The organism is Brevibacterium sediminis, assembly GCF_013623905.1.
GTDB classification, from domain to species: Bacteria; Actinomycetota; Actinomycetes; order Actinomycetales; family Brevibacteriaceae; genus Brevibacterium; species Brevibacterium sediminis.
Window position 1 is genome coordinate 138,895 of the sequence record NZ_JABKDD010000004.1, and the last position, 14,160, is coordinate 153,054.

Sequence of the window (14,160 nt, forward strand, 5' to 3'; positions counted from 1 at the left end):
ATGCCGGAGACTCCTGACGCCGCGACCGTGTCCCTGACGATTCCCGAACTGCGTGACCTGTGCATCGCAGCGATCACCGCGGCCGGCGGATCACCAGCGCTGGCGCAGTCTCTGGCGGACGCGACAGTGGCGGCCGAGCGACGGGGCAAGACTGCTGTAGGCACGGCGCATCTCGGCGATTATCTCGACGGCCTCGAGGCCGGCCGCATCAACGGGCGGGCGCAGCCGAAGGTGACGAACCAATTGCCCGCCGCACACCACGTCGACGCCGACCGCGGCACCGCGCAGCTCGCCTTCGACGCAGCCTTCGACGACTACGCCTCGTCTGTCGCAACGCTCGGCATCTCCGTCCTCAACATCGCCAACGCCTTCACCGCCGGAGAGCTCGGCCACTTTACGACGCGACTGGCCGAACGAGGCCTGGTGGCGTTTGCCGGGGCCAACTCACCGGCGCTGATGTCGCTGTTCGGCGCACCGGGATCGGCGACCGGAACGAACCCGTTCTCGTTCGCCGTTCCCCATTCCGATGGCCCGCGCATGTTCGATCAGGCGACCAGTGCGACCGCGTGGGTCAACGTCCGCGACGCCGCCGATCGAGGAGAGACGATCCCCGACGGATGGGCGCTCGCACCCGACGGGGCGGCCACGAACGATGCCGAGGCCGCCCTTGCCGGTTCCCTGCTGCCATTCGGCGGGGTCAAGGGCAGCAATGTCGCGCTCATGATCGAGCTCCTCGCCGTCCACGGCGGGGGCCGCTTCTCCGTCGACGCGCCCGCCTTCGACTCGGGGCAGGAGAGTCCGGCGACGGGACTGTTCGTCATCGCGATCGCGGCAGATGCTTTCGACCCTGACTATTCGCAGCGGGTCGCCGAGCATCTTGACCGTCTGCATGCACGGTTCGGCTTCGACTTCGGCCGCAAACGCAGCCTCGAGGTCGTCAAGCTGCCGGAGGAACTCCACTCTGCGCTGATCACTCGCAGCCGTAGTTGAGCGGTCGGTGCCTGTGCTCAGCTGCCGAGGGTGGCCAGTGCCGCTTTGATCCGTTCCCGGGCGTCGGGATCGGTGTCGGCCAGGGGCCGCCTCGGTGAACCGACGGGGACGCCGCGCAGCTCGAGGCCGGTCTTGACCGCCTGGATGAACGGTTCTGAGATCATCGCGTCGATGACCGGGTAGAGCCGCTGCCACTCCTCGCGGGCCCCGTGGAGGTCGCCGTCAGCGATCTTCGTCGACACCGACACGATCTCGGACGGCAGGACGTTCGCGGCCCCCGCGACCATTCCGGCCGCTCCCTCGACGAGGCCGGAGTAGATGTAGCTGTCCCAGCCGATGAAGGTGGAGATGACGTCGCTGTGGTGATGGATGAGCTGAAGTGCCTGTTCCCAGTTCGCGCTCGAGTCCTTGATGAAGCGGATGTTCGCGACATCCTCGGCGAGCTGCCTCACTGTGCCGGGGTCGAGGTTGACGCCGGTGGCGGCCGGGATGTTGTATAGCATGACGTCGATGTCGACGGCCGCGGCCACGGTCTTGATGTAGTCAACGGTCTCGGCCAAGGTCAGAGGCTCGTAGTAAGGAGTGACGATCATGAGGACATCGGCTCCGGCCGCCTGCGCCGCCTGGGAGTGACGGATGGCTTCCCGCGTCGAGGTGGCTCCCGTCTGCGCGACGATCGGCACGCGCCCGGCGGTGCGCTCGATGACGAATTCGAGCATCTGCTGGCGTTCGTCCCCGCTCATCGTGGCGAATTCCGCAGTCGAGCCGCCGACGACGAGGCCGTCGACTCCGCCGTCGATCGAACGGTCGACGACGCGCCCGAGGGCGTCGTAGTCGATGTTCTCCTCGGCGTCAAAGGGGGTGGTCAGTGCGGTGAGGACTCCGCGCAGGGTGGTTGTCATGATGCCTCCGAAGTGATGGTGGTCGATGCTGAGTTGGTGTCCGTCGTCTCCCCCGCCGAGGCGGTCCCCGCCTGATGCTGAGGCGGTTCGTTCTCGTTGGGGTGCTGGACGGGGTGGTGCCGGCGGGTCTGGCGCGCCGTGACGAGAATGTTCGCCGCCTCTTGTGCGGCAGTGAAGCCGGAGCTGATGGCGGTCTCCGTGTACAAGGTGCCCATGTAGTCGCCGGCGAGGAACACCCGCCCGGAAAGCGCGTTGAGTGTCGGCTGAAGTTTGCCGCGACCCGGGAAGCAGTAGGGTGCGCCGGTGCGCCACCGCTGAACCTGGGCCTCTTCGACGATGCCGGCGAACCCGGGCAGGACCTCGTCGAGGTCGCCGATGTAGGTGTCGACGATGTCCTTGTCATCCTGGTCGAGCAGCTTGCGAGCCAAGCTCGCCGGAGAGAAGGTCATGATGCTTCCGCCCGGCTGACGCTCCGATTCCGTGCCGCGGACGATGTTGCCCTGGTTCATCACCACGTTGAACGAGCGCTTCGGCGTGGCGATCCCGTAGGCCCGGTCCCAGGGCTGAGGTTCGGTCTCGTTGGTGAGGAACGCCGCGGACACATAGGGACCGTAGACGATCTGCCCGAGCGCCTCGCGCTTATCCTCCTGCAGGTCGACGGCGATCTTATGGGCCACGGTCGCCGGAGTGGCGAGCACGACGGACAGGGCCTCGATCTCATGGTCGATGTCGTCCTGCCGATAGCGGACGACGACATGGTCCTTCTTATGGACGATCTCGTAGACTTTCGCATCCAGCTGGATGTTCTCCTGCAGCGGAGCCGCGATCGACTCGACGAGGTTGGACGGCCCGCCGCCGATGCTGCGGTTGAGACCCTGCCCGATGTTCCACACGAGGCTGAAGTAGCCGATGCCGGCACCGGCGGCGAGTTCATCGGGGTCGGCTGCCGAACGGGTGATCGTCGGCCGGAACATCGCCTCGGCGTCTTCGGACAGTTCCCCGATATAGTCGGCGAACGAGCGGTCGTTCTCGAAGTCGTAGATCCTCTGCTGACGCATCTCCGAGCTCTCGTTCGGGCGCAGTCGCACGGCGTTGGCGTAGCGGAGGACGTCGGCGGAGACCTTGACCCCGGCCTTGATCATCGATGCGCGGTCCTTCAACGACATCGGGATCCGGAACGGATACGACTGGACGGGTCCGTCAATGAGCAGCTTGCCGTTCATCGACACCGCAGACAGCGATCCGGGGATCTCCGACGAGCGGGTCTGTGTCTCGGTGATAAGGGAATTCGTCGCTGTCTTGCCTCCGGCGAACATGTGTCCGCCCCAGTTGAGGAAATAGCGTCCGCGGTTCTCCGAACGGATCCGACCGCCGACTCGGGAACCCGATTCCAGCAGCGTCACATCCCAATTGCGCAGTCGCCATGCTGCTGACAGTCCGGCGAGTCCGCCGCCGACGATGACGGCATCTTTCATGGGGAGCACCCCCTCTCTACTCTGAGCGTCCGCGCACCTTCACGCAGATCAACTGCACTCAGAATAGGATGTGATCACATTTTTCCGCAAGTGTTTGATCACATCCGATTTCAGGAGTTTCTTCAGGCCCGCACTTGCCGGCCCTTCAAGCGCCCAACCCGGCGCGGATGCGGCGGACGGCGTCGTCGAAGGACTCTTCGGTCACCTCGGCGGCCGCCCCCGGATCGCCGGCGTCGACGGCGTCCATGAGTCGGCGCTGGTGCTTGAGCAGCGGCGCCTTGGCGTCGGCCGCGATCTCCCGCCTGGCGCCGACGAGTTTGTACGCCCGGCAGCGCAGCCACAGGGTCCGGATCGTCTCAACGAGGACGGGATTGCCCGAGGCAGAATAGATCGTCGCGAGCAGCTCCTCGTCGTGGTCGAGATACTCCGAGGCATCGCCGGAGTCGAGAGCCGCCTCCATCGCCGCGAACTCCTCATCGAGCCGCGCCCGGCCCGCCCCGTCGAGCTTCTGCGCGCCCTGGACCGTCGCTTCGACCTCGAGGATGCGACGCACGGAATAGATCTGCAGCAGCTCCTCGGCGGTGAATTCCTTGACCACGGCCCCGCGGTGCGGGCTGGTCTCGACGAGTCCGACCTCCTCGAGCCGGGCCAGCGACTCCCGCACGGGCATGACGCTCGTACCCAGGGACGCCGCGAGCTGGCGTATCCGCAGTCGATCGCCGCTGCGATATTCGCCGGAGAGAATGCTCGCCTGCAGCGCTTCGAACACCTGGTCGCCGATGCGCGGGCCGATCTCGGTCTGGGTCTCGCTCATAGTCGACAGTCTATCCACGCCGAGGCGGCATGCAGCGGTTTCATGGCCTCCGTCCCCTCGGCACCGTGGATACGCCGACCGCTCAGGTTGCCGTCGACCGCTCGCCGCATACCGCGGTACAGCGACGGCAACCTGAGCGGTCGGCGCGAAAGCGGTTCTAGCGCAGGACGATCGTCCTCTTGCCCGAGAGGAACACACGGCCGTCGCAGTGCCACTTCACGGCGTTGGACAGCGCCTTGCATTCGGCATCGCGGCCGGCGGCCACGAGGTCCTCGGGAGTGAAGGCATGGTCGACCTCGACGAGCTGCTGAGCGATGATCGGACCCTCGTCGAGTTCGCTGTTGACGAAGTGCGCGGTCGCCCCGACGGTCTTGACTCCGCGTTCCCATGCCTGGTGGTAGGGCTTCGCACCCTTGAACGACGGCAGGAACGAGTGGTGGATGTTGATGGCGCGTCCGGTGAGTTCGCGCGCGAGGTCGTCGGAGAGGATCTGCATATAACGGGCGAGCACCACGAGGTCGACCTCGAAGCGGTCGACGAGTTCGAGCAGCTTCGCCTCGGCCTCGGGCTTCGTCTCCTTCGTCACGGGGATCCGGAAGAAGGGAATGTGGTGCCATTCGACGAGCTCACGGTGGTCGGGGTGGTTCGAGACGACCGCGGCGATCTCGATCGGCAGTTCGCCGACCCGGGCGCGGAAGAGCAGGTCGTTGAGGCAGTGCTCGAACTTCGAGACCATGATGAGCACCCGCCGCTTCTCCCCCTGCGGCCACAGCTGCCAGGTCGCGCCGAACTCCTCGCCGATCGCTTCGAAGTCGGTCCGCAGAGCCTCGACACCATTGCCGGGCTCGTCGGAGACGCTGAAGTCGATGCGCAGGAACAACTGCTGAGTCGACTGGTCGTCGAACTGTTTGAGTTCCTTGATGTCTCCGCCGTGGGTGAGCAGGGCACCGGTCACGGCATGCGTGATTCCGGGGCGCTCGGCGCATTCGAGAGTGAAGATGTAGTCCTGCATGTCCGTGTCCTTCTGTCCGTGGGGCAAGGTCTGTGTGGTGCGAGGTCGGGATGGTGCTCAGCATTCGACGACGTTGACGGCGAGGCCGCCGCGCGATGTCTCCTTGTACTTCGATTTCATATCGGCTCCAGTCTGCCGCATGGTCTCGATCGCCTGATCGAGGCTCACCCGGTGGGAGCCGTCGCCGTGCATGGCCAACCGGGCCGCATTGATCGCCTTCACAGAGGCGATGGCATTGCGTTCGATGCACGGAACCTGGACGAGCCCGCCGACGGGATCGCAGGTCAGCCCGAGGTTGTGCTCGAGTCCGATCTCCGCGGCGTTCTCCACCTGTTCGGGAGTTCCGCCGAGTACGGCGCACAGGCCTGCGGCAGCCATCGCACAGGCCGATCCGACCTCCCCCTGGCAGCCCACCTCGGCGCCGGAGATCGACGCATTGCGTTTGAAGAGGATCCCGATCGCCCCGGCCGTGAGCAGGAATTGCACGACGGCATCGTCGGCAGCACTCGCACCAGCGGCGGTGCCAGCTCCGTCGTCTGAGCTCGCATCCGCGCCAGCCGTCCCGTCACCGGTGACGAACCGGTCCATGTAATGAAGCACCGCGGGAATGATGCCCGCGGCCCCGTTCGTCGGAGCGGTGACGATCCGCCCGCCCGCGGCGTTCTCCTCGTTGACGGCCAAGGCATAGAGGTTGACCCACTCGAGGGCATCGAGCGAACCCGATGCCCGGTAGTCCGCCGCTTCGAGCTTCGCCCGCAGTTCGGGGGCGCGCCTGCGGACCTTGAGCCCGCCGGGCAGCGTCGTCTCCTCCCGCGTGCACCCGTTGTGCACGCATTCGCGCATCACCGCCCAGATCGCCAAAAGCTTCTCCCGCAGCTGCTCATCACTGCGGGTCACGCGTTCGTTGACGGCCATGAGCTCGGCGATGCTCAGCCCATGCTCGCGGCAGCGGGCGAGGAGTTCATCGGCCGTGGCGAAATCAATCGTCCGACCGACTTCCTGCCCGGCCTGTTCAGACGCCTCGATCGTCTCGGCAGCGTCCTTCTCGGCCGCGAGCTCCTCGGCGGTGACGACGAATCCCCCACCGACCGAGTAGTACTCGCGCTCGATGACCTCATCATCGACCTCGGCGCGGATGAGCATCCCATTGGGATGGCCGGGAAGATTCTTCCGCATGTGCAGGACGAGATCCGTCTCCGGTTCGAATTCGATGACGAGACGCCCGCCGAGGTGGAGCTTGCGTTGGGTCTTCACCTCGGCGACCAGCGGACCCACCTGGTCGGGGTCGAGCGTTTCGGGATCGAAACCGCTCAGACCTACGAGCACCGCCGAATCCGAACCGTGCCCGATGCCGGTCGCGGCCAGCGAACCATAGAGTCCGACCCGGACCCGACGCACCCGGTGCAGGAGACCGTGCCCCTCGAGTTCGTCGACGAATCGCAAGGCTGCACGCATCGGCCCCACCGTGTGTGAGGAGGAGGGGCCGATGCCGATCGAGAACAGATCGAGGACCCCGAGTGCCATCAGCCGACGTCCTCTTCACGCGCCGAGGCTCCGCTGGCATCGACGCTGTCGAGGAACTCCGCCATTCCATCGAGCAGCCAACGGACCGTGAAGTCCGCGAAGCTCGCCCGCGGGTAGACGCGGTAGGTGTCCTCACCGCTGTGGTGGAGGATGACCGGCACGGGACCCAGCGCCGTGACGATCGCGGATCCGATGCCGAAGGCGCGAGGGTGGAGATCGGCGCGGCAGCTCTTCTCGAGCACGTCCCGGGCCTTCTCCCCCGTCAGTTCGAGGATCGTCCGGTTGGCCGAGAGATCGACGGCCTGTCCGGGCAGTCCCTCGAGTCCTGCCTCGGCGACGATCGTTTCTCCCGGCTGCTGCTCGCGGGAGACATCGACGGCGAGGAACTCGTCGGGGCTCAGCCACAGCACGTGCTGAGCCGCCGGATCACCGGTGACTTCGCCGACGCTGCGCGGCAGGTTGAGACCGAACGTGTCTTCGAGTGACGTCCACGATGCGGAGTCAGGCTGTGCCCGCAGGCCGATCTGCACCGTGAAGGGCAGTTCGCGCAGGCCGACGCTGCGGCCGCCGGCGGCACTCGCCTCGGACATCAGCCCGGCCAGGTGCGCGGCCGGCGAGACCCGCAGGTCATCGAGTCCGCTCGACCCGGTGCCGGCGTGGGTGGTGCCTGCCGCGGCCGTCGTGGCGGAAAGTGTGGAATAGGTGGTGTCAGCCATCGCGGCGGTTTCCTTCCGGATCGTAGAAGACGGGCGAGGTGATCTCGACGTCGACGAGGGTGTCGCCGAAGGGAGACTTGACGATCTCACCTTCGCGGTTGCGGCCGTTCTCGACGAGTGCGAGACCGAACGGCCGGTCGAGGCTCGGCGAGATATACGACGAGGTGACATGCCCGATCATCGGCACCGGACCGTCCTCCGGTGTAACGGGCGTGCCCGCCGCAATGAGCTGGGCGCCCTCGGCCAGACGCGTCGTACCGTCGACCGGCAGGACTCCGACGAGGTGCTTGCGGTCCTCGCGGGCCGTGTCGACCCGGGAGTAGGAGCGTTTGCCGATGAAGTCCTTGACCTTCGACACGATCCATTCCATGCCTGCGTCCTGCGGGGTCACGGTCCCGTCGGTGTCCTGTCCGACGATGATGAAGCCCTTCTCCGCACGCAGCACGTGCATGACCTCGGTGCCGTACGGGGTGATGTCGAACTCTGCACCCGCCTCGGCGACGGCCTCCCACACGGCCAGCCCGTAGAACGTGTCGACGTTGATCTCGAAGGCGAGCTCTCCGGAGAACGAGATCCGGCAGATGCGAGCGGGAATGCCGTTCGCCAGGGTGGTCTCACGGAAGCCCATGAACTCGAAGGCCTCGTTCGACACATCGAGGTTCGGTGCGATCTTGGCGATGACATCGCGCGATCGGGGTCCGGCGACGGCGACGGTCGACCACTGTTCGGTCACCGAGGTGAAGACGACGTCGAGGTCGGGCCATTCGGTCTGGTGCCATTCCTCGAGCCATTCGAGGACGGTCGCGGCCCCACCGGTCGTCGTCGTCATGTAGTAGCGGTCCTCGGCCACGCGCAGGGTCACACCGTCGTCGAAGACCATTCCGTCGGGCTTGCACATCAGCCCGTACCGGCCCTTGCCGACCCCCAGCTTCTTGAAGCCGTTCGTGTAGATCTGGCCGAGGAATTCCCCGGCGTCCTTCCCGCGGATCTCGATCTTGCCGAGCGTCGAGGCGTCCTGGAAGCCGACGGATTCGCGCACGGCCTTGCCCTCGCGCAGCACCGCCGCCTCCATGTCCTCGCCCGGCTTCGGGTAGTACCAGGGGCGCTTCCACTGCCCGACGTCTTCGAACTCGGCACCGTGGGCGACGTGCCAGGGATGGATCGAGGTGACCCGGGCCGGGTCGAAGAGTTCGCCCTTGCGCCGTCCGGCCAGCGCCGCAAAGGGCACCGGTGCGAAGGGGGCGCGGAAGGTCGTGTGCCCGACCTGACCGAGATCGTCGGCCTCCCCCAGCACCGAGGCGATCGCGCCGATCGCGTTGACCGCTGAGGTCTTGCCCTGATCGTTCGCCGTCGAGATCGAGGTGTAGCGCTTGATGTGCTCGACCGAGCGCATGCCCGCGCCCATCGCCCGCTGCACATCGGCGACGGTCTGGTCACGCTGGAAGTCGATGAAGTGCGTGCTCAGGTTCGCGTGATCGTCCTGCGCCGAGGTGACCAGCCACAGCGGACGGGCCGGAGCATAGGCCATCGCCGAGGCTGCGGGCACGGCGAGCGCGGCCGGGAAGCCGGTGCGGTTCGCCGCTTGGTTCCCCGCCTCGGCGCCCTGCCGCAGAGCCGCTTCGAGCGAGTAGTCCCCGGTCACTGCGCCGACGGTGAACTGGTCACGCACTGAGGTCGTCGGCACGAAGGCCGCGATGTCGACGTTCCAGTGGATCGGACCCTTGCGCTGACCGTGCAGGTGGATGACCGGCGAATGTCCGCCGGAGACCGCGAGCAGGTCGACGGGGATGCTCTCACCGTTCTCGGCTGCGACGCCGTCGTCGTCGAGTCCGGCGACGGTGACGGCGCTGACCCGCCCGGCGGGTCCTTCACCGGCGGTGCCGGTGACGGCGGAGCCGAGGATGAGACGGGTGCCCGTGGCTGCGGTGACGGATTCGGCGATCGCCGAGGCTGAGGTGCGGGAGTCGATGACCGCGGGGACGGTGATGCCTGCCGCATGGAGGTCGGTAACGAGATCGTAAGCGGAGTCGTTCGTCGTCGTCACTGCCACATTGTCACCGGCGGCCACACCGTAGCGGCCGAGGTATGTGCGCACGGCCGAGGCGAGCATGATGCCGGGACGGTCGTTGTCGGCGAAGACGATCGGACGGTCGTGCGCACCGGTGGCGAGCACGACCTGACCGGCGCGGATGTGCCAGACCTTCTGGCGCACTCCGCGGCCACCGGCAGCGGCGACGGCGTCGGTGCGGTCTTCGAGGGCGACGAAGTAGTTCGAGTCGTAGCTGCCGAAGACCGTGGTGTTCGGCACGTACGTGAGTTCTTCATGCTCGGCGAATCCGGCGACGGTGGACTCGACCCACGCCAGGGCGTCGACGTCGTCGATCGTTTCGGCCGTGGCCGGTCCCGCGGCGAGCAGCGAGCCGCCGGGAATCGACTGGTCGTCGAGGAGCAGGGTGCGCGCACCGGACTTGCCGGCCTCCCGGGCCGCGGCGAGTCCGGCGGGGCCGGCCCCGACGATGAGGACGTCGGTGTGGACGTGTTTGTGCTCGTAGGTCAGTTCGTCCTGGCCGGGATCGAGGATGCCGAGCCCGGCGAGGTAGTCGGCCTCGAGTCCTTCGGCGATGGCGACGCGGGTGGCGGGCAGCATCGACTCGGAGACGTCTCCGGGGAATCGGGAATGCACGCGGACGAGCGCATTGGACTCCTCGACGCCCGCGCCGAGGATGCCGCGGGCCCGACCCAGATAGGTCGAGTTGCCGCAGTCGATGCGGCCCGCGGCGATGAGCGCGCTGGCGATCGTGTCACCGGCGAAGCCCGAGTAGGTCGCTCCGTCGACCGTGAAGTCGATCGGGCGGGCGGTGTCGATGCCGGTGGCACCGGGCAGACGAGACGCCGAGTGCAGGCGGGTGGTGTTCGTCATCGAACCTCTCCTTGCGTGTCGGGACGGGGCGAGCCGATCGGGTAGATGGCGGTGAAGTCGTAGGTGGCCGTGTCGCGGATGGCGTTGAACCACTTCCGGCAGCCAGCGCTGTGGCTCCACATCTCGGCGTAGGCGCCGCGGCTGTTCTCACGGTAGAAGAGGTACTCGGCCCATTCCCTGTCGGTCAGGGCGTGCGGGTCTTCGGGGTAGGGAACGTGCGCCTGTCCGCCGTAGTGGAATTCGGTTTCGTCGCGTGGCCCGCAGTTCGGGCAGTCGATGAGCAGCATGTCGGTGTCTCTTTCCTTCCGCTCAGTGAGCCACGGCTGCGGCGCCGTGTTCGTCGATGAGGTGACCGGTTTCGAAGCGGTCGAGGGCGAATGGGGCGTTGAGCGGGTGGGGTTCGTCGTTCGCGATGGTGTGTGCGTAGGTGAAGCCCGCCGCGGGGGTGCCCTTGAAGCCGCCGGTGCCCCAGCCGCAGTTGGCGTAGAGTCCTTGGACTTCCGTCTTCGACACGATCGGTGAGGCGTCGAGGGTGACGTCGACGTTGCCACCCCAGGTGCGCAGCACATGGGCGCGGGCGAAGATCGGGAACAGCTCGACCGCGGCGGCCAGCTGCTCCTCGATGACGTGGAAGCCGCCTCGTTGACCGTATCCGTTGTAGGAGTCGACGCCGGCGCCCATGACGAGTTCGCCTTTGTGCGCTTGGGAGACGTAGACGTGGACGTGGTTGGACATGACCACGGTCGGGTGTACGGGTTCGAAGAGTTCGGAGACCAGCGCCTGCAGCGGGTGGGTCTGGATCGGCAGGCGGATCCCGGCCATGTCGGCGAGCACCGAGGAGTCGCCGGCCACGGCAAGAGCGACCTTCTCGGTGGCGATCGGTCCGCGGTTCGTCTGGACGCCGACGACCTGATTGCCGATGCGTTCGATGCCCGTGACTTCGCAGTTCTGGATGATGTCGACGCCCATCTCATCGGCCTTGCGGGCGAAGGCCCAGGCGACGTGGTCGTGCTTGGCGATGCCGGCGCGCGGCTGATAGGTGCCGCCCATCACGGGGTAGCGGAGGTCGTCGCCGATGTTGATGATCGGGCAGACTTCCTTGACTTGGCTTGCATCGAGCCATTCGGCGTCGACGCCGTTGAGCTTGTTCGCGTTCACCCGGCGCTGGGATTCGCGCACGTCCTGAAGAGTGTGGGCGAGGTTGAGCACGCCGCGCTGGGAGAAGAGGAAGTCGTACTCGAGTTCTTCGGGCAGCTGTTCCCAGAGCTTGAGGGACTTCTCGTAGATCGCGGCGGATTCGTCCCACAGGTAGTTCGAGCGGATGATCGTCGTGTTGCGGGCCATGTTGCCCCCGGCAAGCCAGCCTCTCTCAAGAATGGCAATGTTCGTCATTCCGTGGTTCTTCGCCAGGTAGTAGGCGGTGGCGAGTCCGTGTCCGCCGCCGCCGACGATGACGGCTTCGTAGGACTTCTTCGGCTCCGGGTTGCGCCACAGGAAGTCGGGGTGTTCGGGAAGCTGGTCAGCCATCAGCGTGCTCCGATCTCGGTGAGGGTGGGGTACAGGGGGTGGTCGTTCGCCAGTCGGGTGACGCGTTCGCTCAGTTCGGCGATGGTCTCCGGGCTGGCTCCGTTCTCGTCCGTGCCGGCCTTGAGCACCTCGGCGATGATGTCGGCCGCCTCGGCGAATGCTTCGCTGCCGAATCCGCGGCTGGCGAGCGCCGGGGTGCCGATCCGCAGACCGGAGGTGACCATCGGTGGTCGGGGGTCGTCGGGGACGGCGTTGCGGTTGACGGTGATGCCGATCTGAGCGAGCAGATCTTCGGCCTGGGCTCCGTCGAGAGTCGAGTTGCGCAGATCGACGAGGACGAGGTGGACGTCGGTGCCGCCGGTGAGGACGGAGATTCCGCGTTCGGCGACATCGCCGTCGGTCAGGCGGCGGGCGAGTTCGCCGGCCCCGGCCAGGGTCCGCTTCTGCTTGTCAACGAAGGTGTCGGTGGCGGCCAAGCCGAAGGCCACTGCCTTGCCGGCGATGACGTGCTCGAGGGGTCCGCCCTGCTGTCCGGGGAAGACGGCGGAGTTGATCTTCTTCGCGATGTCCGCGTCATTGGTGAGGATGATGCCGCCTCGGGGGCCGCCGAGGGTCTTGTGCGTCGTCGACGACACGACGTGGGCGTGCGGGACCGGTGAGGGGTGGAGTCCGGCGGCGACGAGTCCGGCGAAGTGGGCCATGTCGACCATGAGGTAGGCACCGACCGAGTCGGCGATGCGGCGGAACTCGGCGAAGTCGAGCTGCCGGGTGTAGGCCGACCAGCCTGCGACGATGAGCTTCGGCTGGTGCTCGTGAGCGAGGCGTTCGACCTCGGCCATGTCGACGCGTCCAGTCTCGGCATCGAGACCGTAGGGGACGATCGAGTAGAGGCGGCCGGAGAAGTTGATCTTCATTCCGTGGGTGAGGTGGCCGCCGTGGGCGAGGTTGAGTCCGAGGACGGTGTCGCCGGGACGGATGAGTGCGTGCATGACCGAGGCGTTGGCCTGGGCGCCGGAGTGCGGCTGGACGTTTGCGTACTCGGCACCGAAGAGTGCCTTGACGCGGTCGATGGCGATGCGTTCGATCTCGTCGACGTGTTCGCAGCCGCCGTAGTAGCGGCGGCCCGGGTAGCCCTCGGCGTACTTGTTCGTGAGCACCGACCCTTGAGCTTCCATGACGGCCGAGGCGGTGTGGTTCTCCGAGGCGATCATCTCCAGGCCCTCGCGCTGCCGGGCCAGTTCGGCGTCGATGAATCCGGCGATCTGCGGATCGAGTTCAGCGATCGAGGTGCTCAGTTCGACGGGTTCACGGCTGGGGAAGGTCCCAGCGGAAGCGCTTGTCGGGGCACTGGCCGTGCCGGCTTCGGCAGGATTGGCGAGTTGCTCTGTCATGGATCTCCTTCGACCTGTCGCGATCGGCCTTTCCCAGCTGATCGGCAACTAATATATCAGATGCTTTCCTGTAGTGTAGGCAGAGAATTCCAGCCGATGCAATACGTTTGCCGCAGAGATTATGAAGGGGCTTCTCATGAGCACATCCGCCGACGCGACGTCACCGACGACGTCCTTGGCGAATCGCGCCTATGAGATCCTCCGCCACCGTCTCATCATGCTCGACATCGCCCCTGGCGATCCGATCAACGAGGCGGCCCTCAGCGCCGAGCTCGAGGTCGGCCGCACGCCGATCCGCGAGGCCCTCAAGCGACTCGAGCGCGATCACCTCGTCGTGTCGTATCCGCGGCGCGGCACCTTCGCCACGAATGTCGACCTCACCGATCTGTCGACGATCTCCGAGATGCGCGAAGCACTCGAGCCCATCGCCGCCCGGCGTGCGGCACGCAACCTCACCCCGGAGCGGCGCGCGGATTTCACGGCCTCGATCGCCGACCTCAAGGCACTCGAATCGACCGACGAGCAGCGCACGCTAATGGAACGCGACCTCGACGTCCACCGCCTCATCTACAGCTCAGTGGACAATCCGCACCTGTCGGAGACGCTGATCCGCCTCGACGACCTGGCCACTCGCATCTGGTGCCTCGTCATCCCGGGGATTCCGGATCTCGTCACCCACATCCGCGAGCACATCGATCTGCTCGAGGCCATCCTCGACGGCGACGAGGAGACTGTCGCCGCCCGCGCCGCCGAGCACGTCCGCGAATTCGACAAGACCGTCCGCACCACCCTGCGCTGAGTCCCCGCTTCACCCGCACGCAGTCCCAGACCCCACTGGAAACCAGCCGCCCAGAGCCGCACCAACAACGGCGCCGCTGCTGAACCTCGA

At 66.6% G+C, this 14,160-nt stretch carries 12 protein-coding genes; 2 read left to right on the forward strand and 10 right to left on the reverse strand.

The window, feature by feature from the left end:
* Positions 1-990, forward strand: coding sequence for an Ldh family oxidoreductase (locus HK108_RS08275; protein WP_181271133.1), 990 nt, complete (start codon positions 1-3; stop codon positions 988-990).
* Positions 991-1,007: 17 nt separating this feature from the next.
* On the opposite strand, the gene dapA is transcribed toward HK108_RS08275, so the two are convergent.
* From dapA to glyA, 10 genes are all read right to left on the reverse strand, one after another.
* On the reverse strand, positions 1,008-1,892 hold the full coding sequence (dapA, locus tag HK108_RS08280) for a 4-hydroxy-tetrahydrodipicolinate synthase (protein ID WP_181271134.1): 885 nt from the start codon (positions 1,890-1,892) through the stop codon (positions 1,008-1,010).
* Entirely contained in the window at positions 1,889-3,367 is a 1,479-nt protein-coding gene (locus tag HK108_RS08285) for a flavin monoamine oxidase family protein (protein ID WP_181271135.1), read from the reverse strand. The genes dapA and HK108_RS08285 overlap by 4 nt, the downstream gene beginning before the upstream one ends.
* A gap of 145 nt (positions 3,368-3,512) precedes the next feature.
* Positions 3,513-4,181 (reverse strand): GntR family transcriptional regulator, encoded by a 669-nt coding sequence (locus tag HK108_RS08290; RefSeq protein WP_139467727.1) that lies wholly within the window; start codon positions 4,179-4,181, stop codon positions 3,513-3,515.
* Positions 4,182-4,338: 157 nt separating this feature from the next.
* Complete coding sequence (gene purU / locus HK108_RS08295) at positions 4,339-5,193, reverse strand: formyltetrahydrofolate deformylase (protein WP_092009573.1); 855 nt, start codon at positions 5,191-5,193, stop codon at positions 4,339-4,341.
* A 57-nt stretch (positions 5,194-5,250) separates the two neighbouring features.
* Positions 5,251-6,717 carry an L-serine ammonia-lyase gene (locus tag HK108_RS08300; protein WP_139467726.1) on the reverse strand — a complete coding sequence of 489 codons (1,467 nt, stop codon included), beginning with the start codon at positions 6,715-6,717 and terminating at the stop codon, positions 5,251-5,253.
* Complete coding sequence (locus HK108_RS08305) at positions 6,717-7,433, reverse strand: sarcosine oxidase subunit gamma (RefSeq protein ID WP_139467725.1); 717 nt, start codon at positions 7,431-7,433, stop codon at positions 6,717-6,719. Before HK108_RS08305 ends, HK108_RS08300 begins: the two co-directional genes overlap by 1 nt.
* Positions 7,426-10,353, reverse strand: a complete 2,928-nt coding sequence (locus HK108_RS08310; protein ID WP_139467724.1) for a 2Fe-2S iron-sulfur cluster-binding protein — start codon at positions 10,351-10,353, stop codon at positions 7,426-7,428. The genes HK108_RS08305 and HK108_RS08310 overlap by 8 nt, the downstream gene beginning before the upstream one ends.
* Positions 10,350-10,640, reverse strand: coding sequence for a sarcosine oxidase subunit delta (locus HK108_RS08315; RefSeq protein ID WP_139467723.1), 291 nt, complete (start codon positions 10,638-10,640; stop codon positions 10,350-10,352). The genes HK108_RS08310 and HK108_RS08315 overlap by 4 nt, the downstream gene beginning before the upstream one ends.
* A gap of 22 nt (positions 10,641-10,662) precedes the next feature.
* Positions 10,663-11,880 carry a sarcosine oxidase subunit beta family protein gene (locus HK108_RS08320; protein WP_139467722.1) on the reverse strand — a complete coding sequence of 406 codons (1,218 nt, stop codon included), beginning with the start codon at positions 11,878-11,880 and terminating at the stop codon, positions 10,663-10,665.
* Entirely contained in the window at positions 11,880-13,271 is a 1,392-nt protein-coding gene (gene glyA / locus HK108_RS08325; protein ID WP_181271136.1) for a serine hydroxymethyltransferase, read from the reverse strand. The genes HK108_RS08320 and glyA overlap by 1 nt, the downstream gene beginning before the upstream one ends.
* A gap of 136 nt (positions 13,272-13,407) precedes the next feature.
* Between glyA and HK108_RS08330 the strand changes: the two genes are divergently transcribed.
* Positions 13,408-14,070: a GntR family transcriptional regulator gene (locus HK108_RS08330; RefSeq protein WP_172172964.1), complete on the forward strand. Its 663-nt coding sequence runs from the start codon at positions 13,408-13,410 to the stop codon at positions 14,068-14,070.
* The last annotated feature ends 90 nt before the right edge of the window (positions 14,071-14,160 follow it).

Coding starts and splice junctions, on each gene's coding strand:
- HK108_RS08275 (WP_181271133.1), top strand. CDS start 1: ATGCCGGAGACTCCTGACGCCGCGACCGTGTCCCTGACGATTCCCGAA.
- dapA (WP_181271134.1), bottom strand. CDS start 1,892: ATGACAACCACCCTGCGCGGAGTCCTCACCGCACTGACCACCCCCTTT.
- HK108_RS08285 (WP_181271135.1), bottom strand. CDS start 3,367: ATGAAAGATGCCGTCATCGTCGGCGGCGGACTCGCCGGACTGTCAGCA.
- HK108_RS08290 (WP_139467727.1), bottom strand. CDS start 4,181: ATGAGCGAGACCCAGACCGAGATCGGCCCGCGCATCGGCGACCAGGTG.
- purU (WP_092009573.1), bottom strand. CDS start 5,193: ATGCAGGACTACATCTTCACTCTCGAATGCGCCGAGCGCCCCGGAATC.
- HK108_RS08300 (WP_139467726.1), bottom strand. CDS start 6,717: ATGGCACTCGGGGTCCTCGATCTGTTCTCGATCGGCATCGGCCCCTCC.
- HK108_RS08305 (WP_139467725.1), bottom strand. CDS start 7,433: ATGGCTGACACCACCTATTCCACACTTTCCGCCACGACGGCCGCGGCA.
- HK108_RS08310 (WP_139467724.1), bottom strand. CDS start 10,353: ATGACGAACACCACCCGCCTGCACTCGGCGTCTCGTCTGCCCGGTGCC.
- HK108_RS08315 (WP_139467723.1), bottom strand. CDS start 10,640: ATGCTGCTCATCGACTGCCCGAACTGCGGGCCACGCGACGAAACCGAA.
- HK108_RS08320 (WP_139467722.1), bottom strand. CDS start 11,880: ATGGCTGACCAGCTTCCCGAACACCCCGACTTCCTGTGGCGCAACCCG.
- glyA (WP_181271136.1), bottom strand. CDS start 13,271: ATGACAGAGCAACTCGCCAATCCTGCCGAAGCCGGCACGGCCAGTGCC.
- HK108_RS08330 (WP_172172964.1), top strand. CDS start 13,408: ATGAGCACATCCGCCGACGCGACGTCACCGACGACGTCCTTGGCGAAT.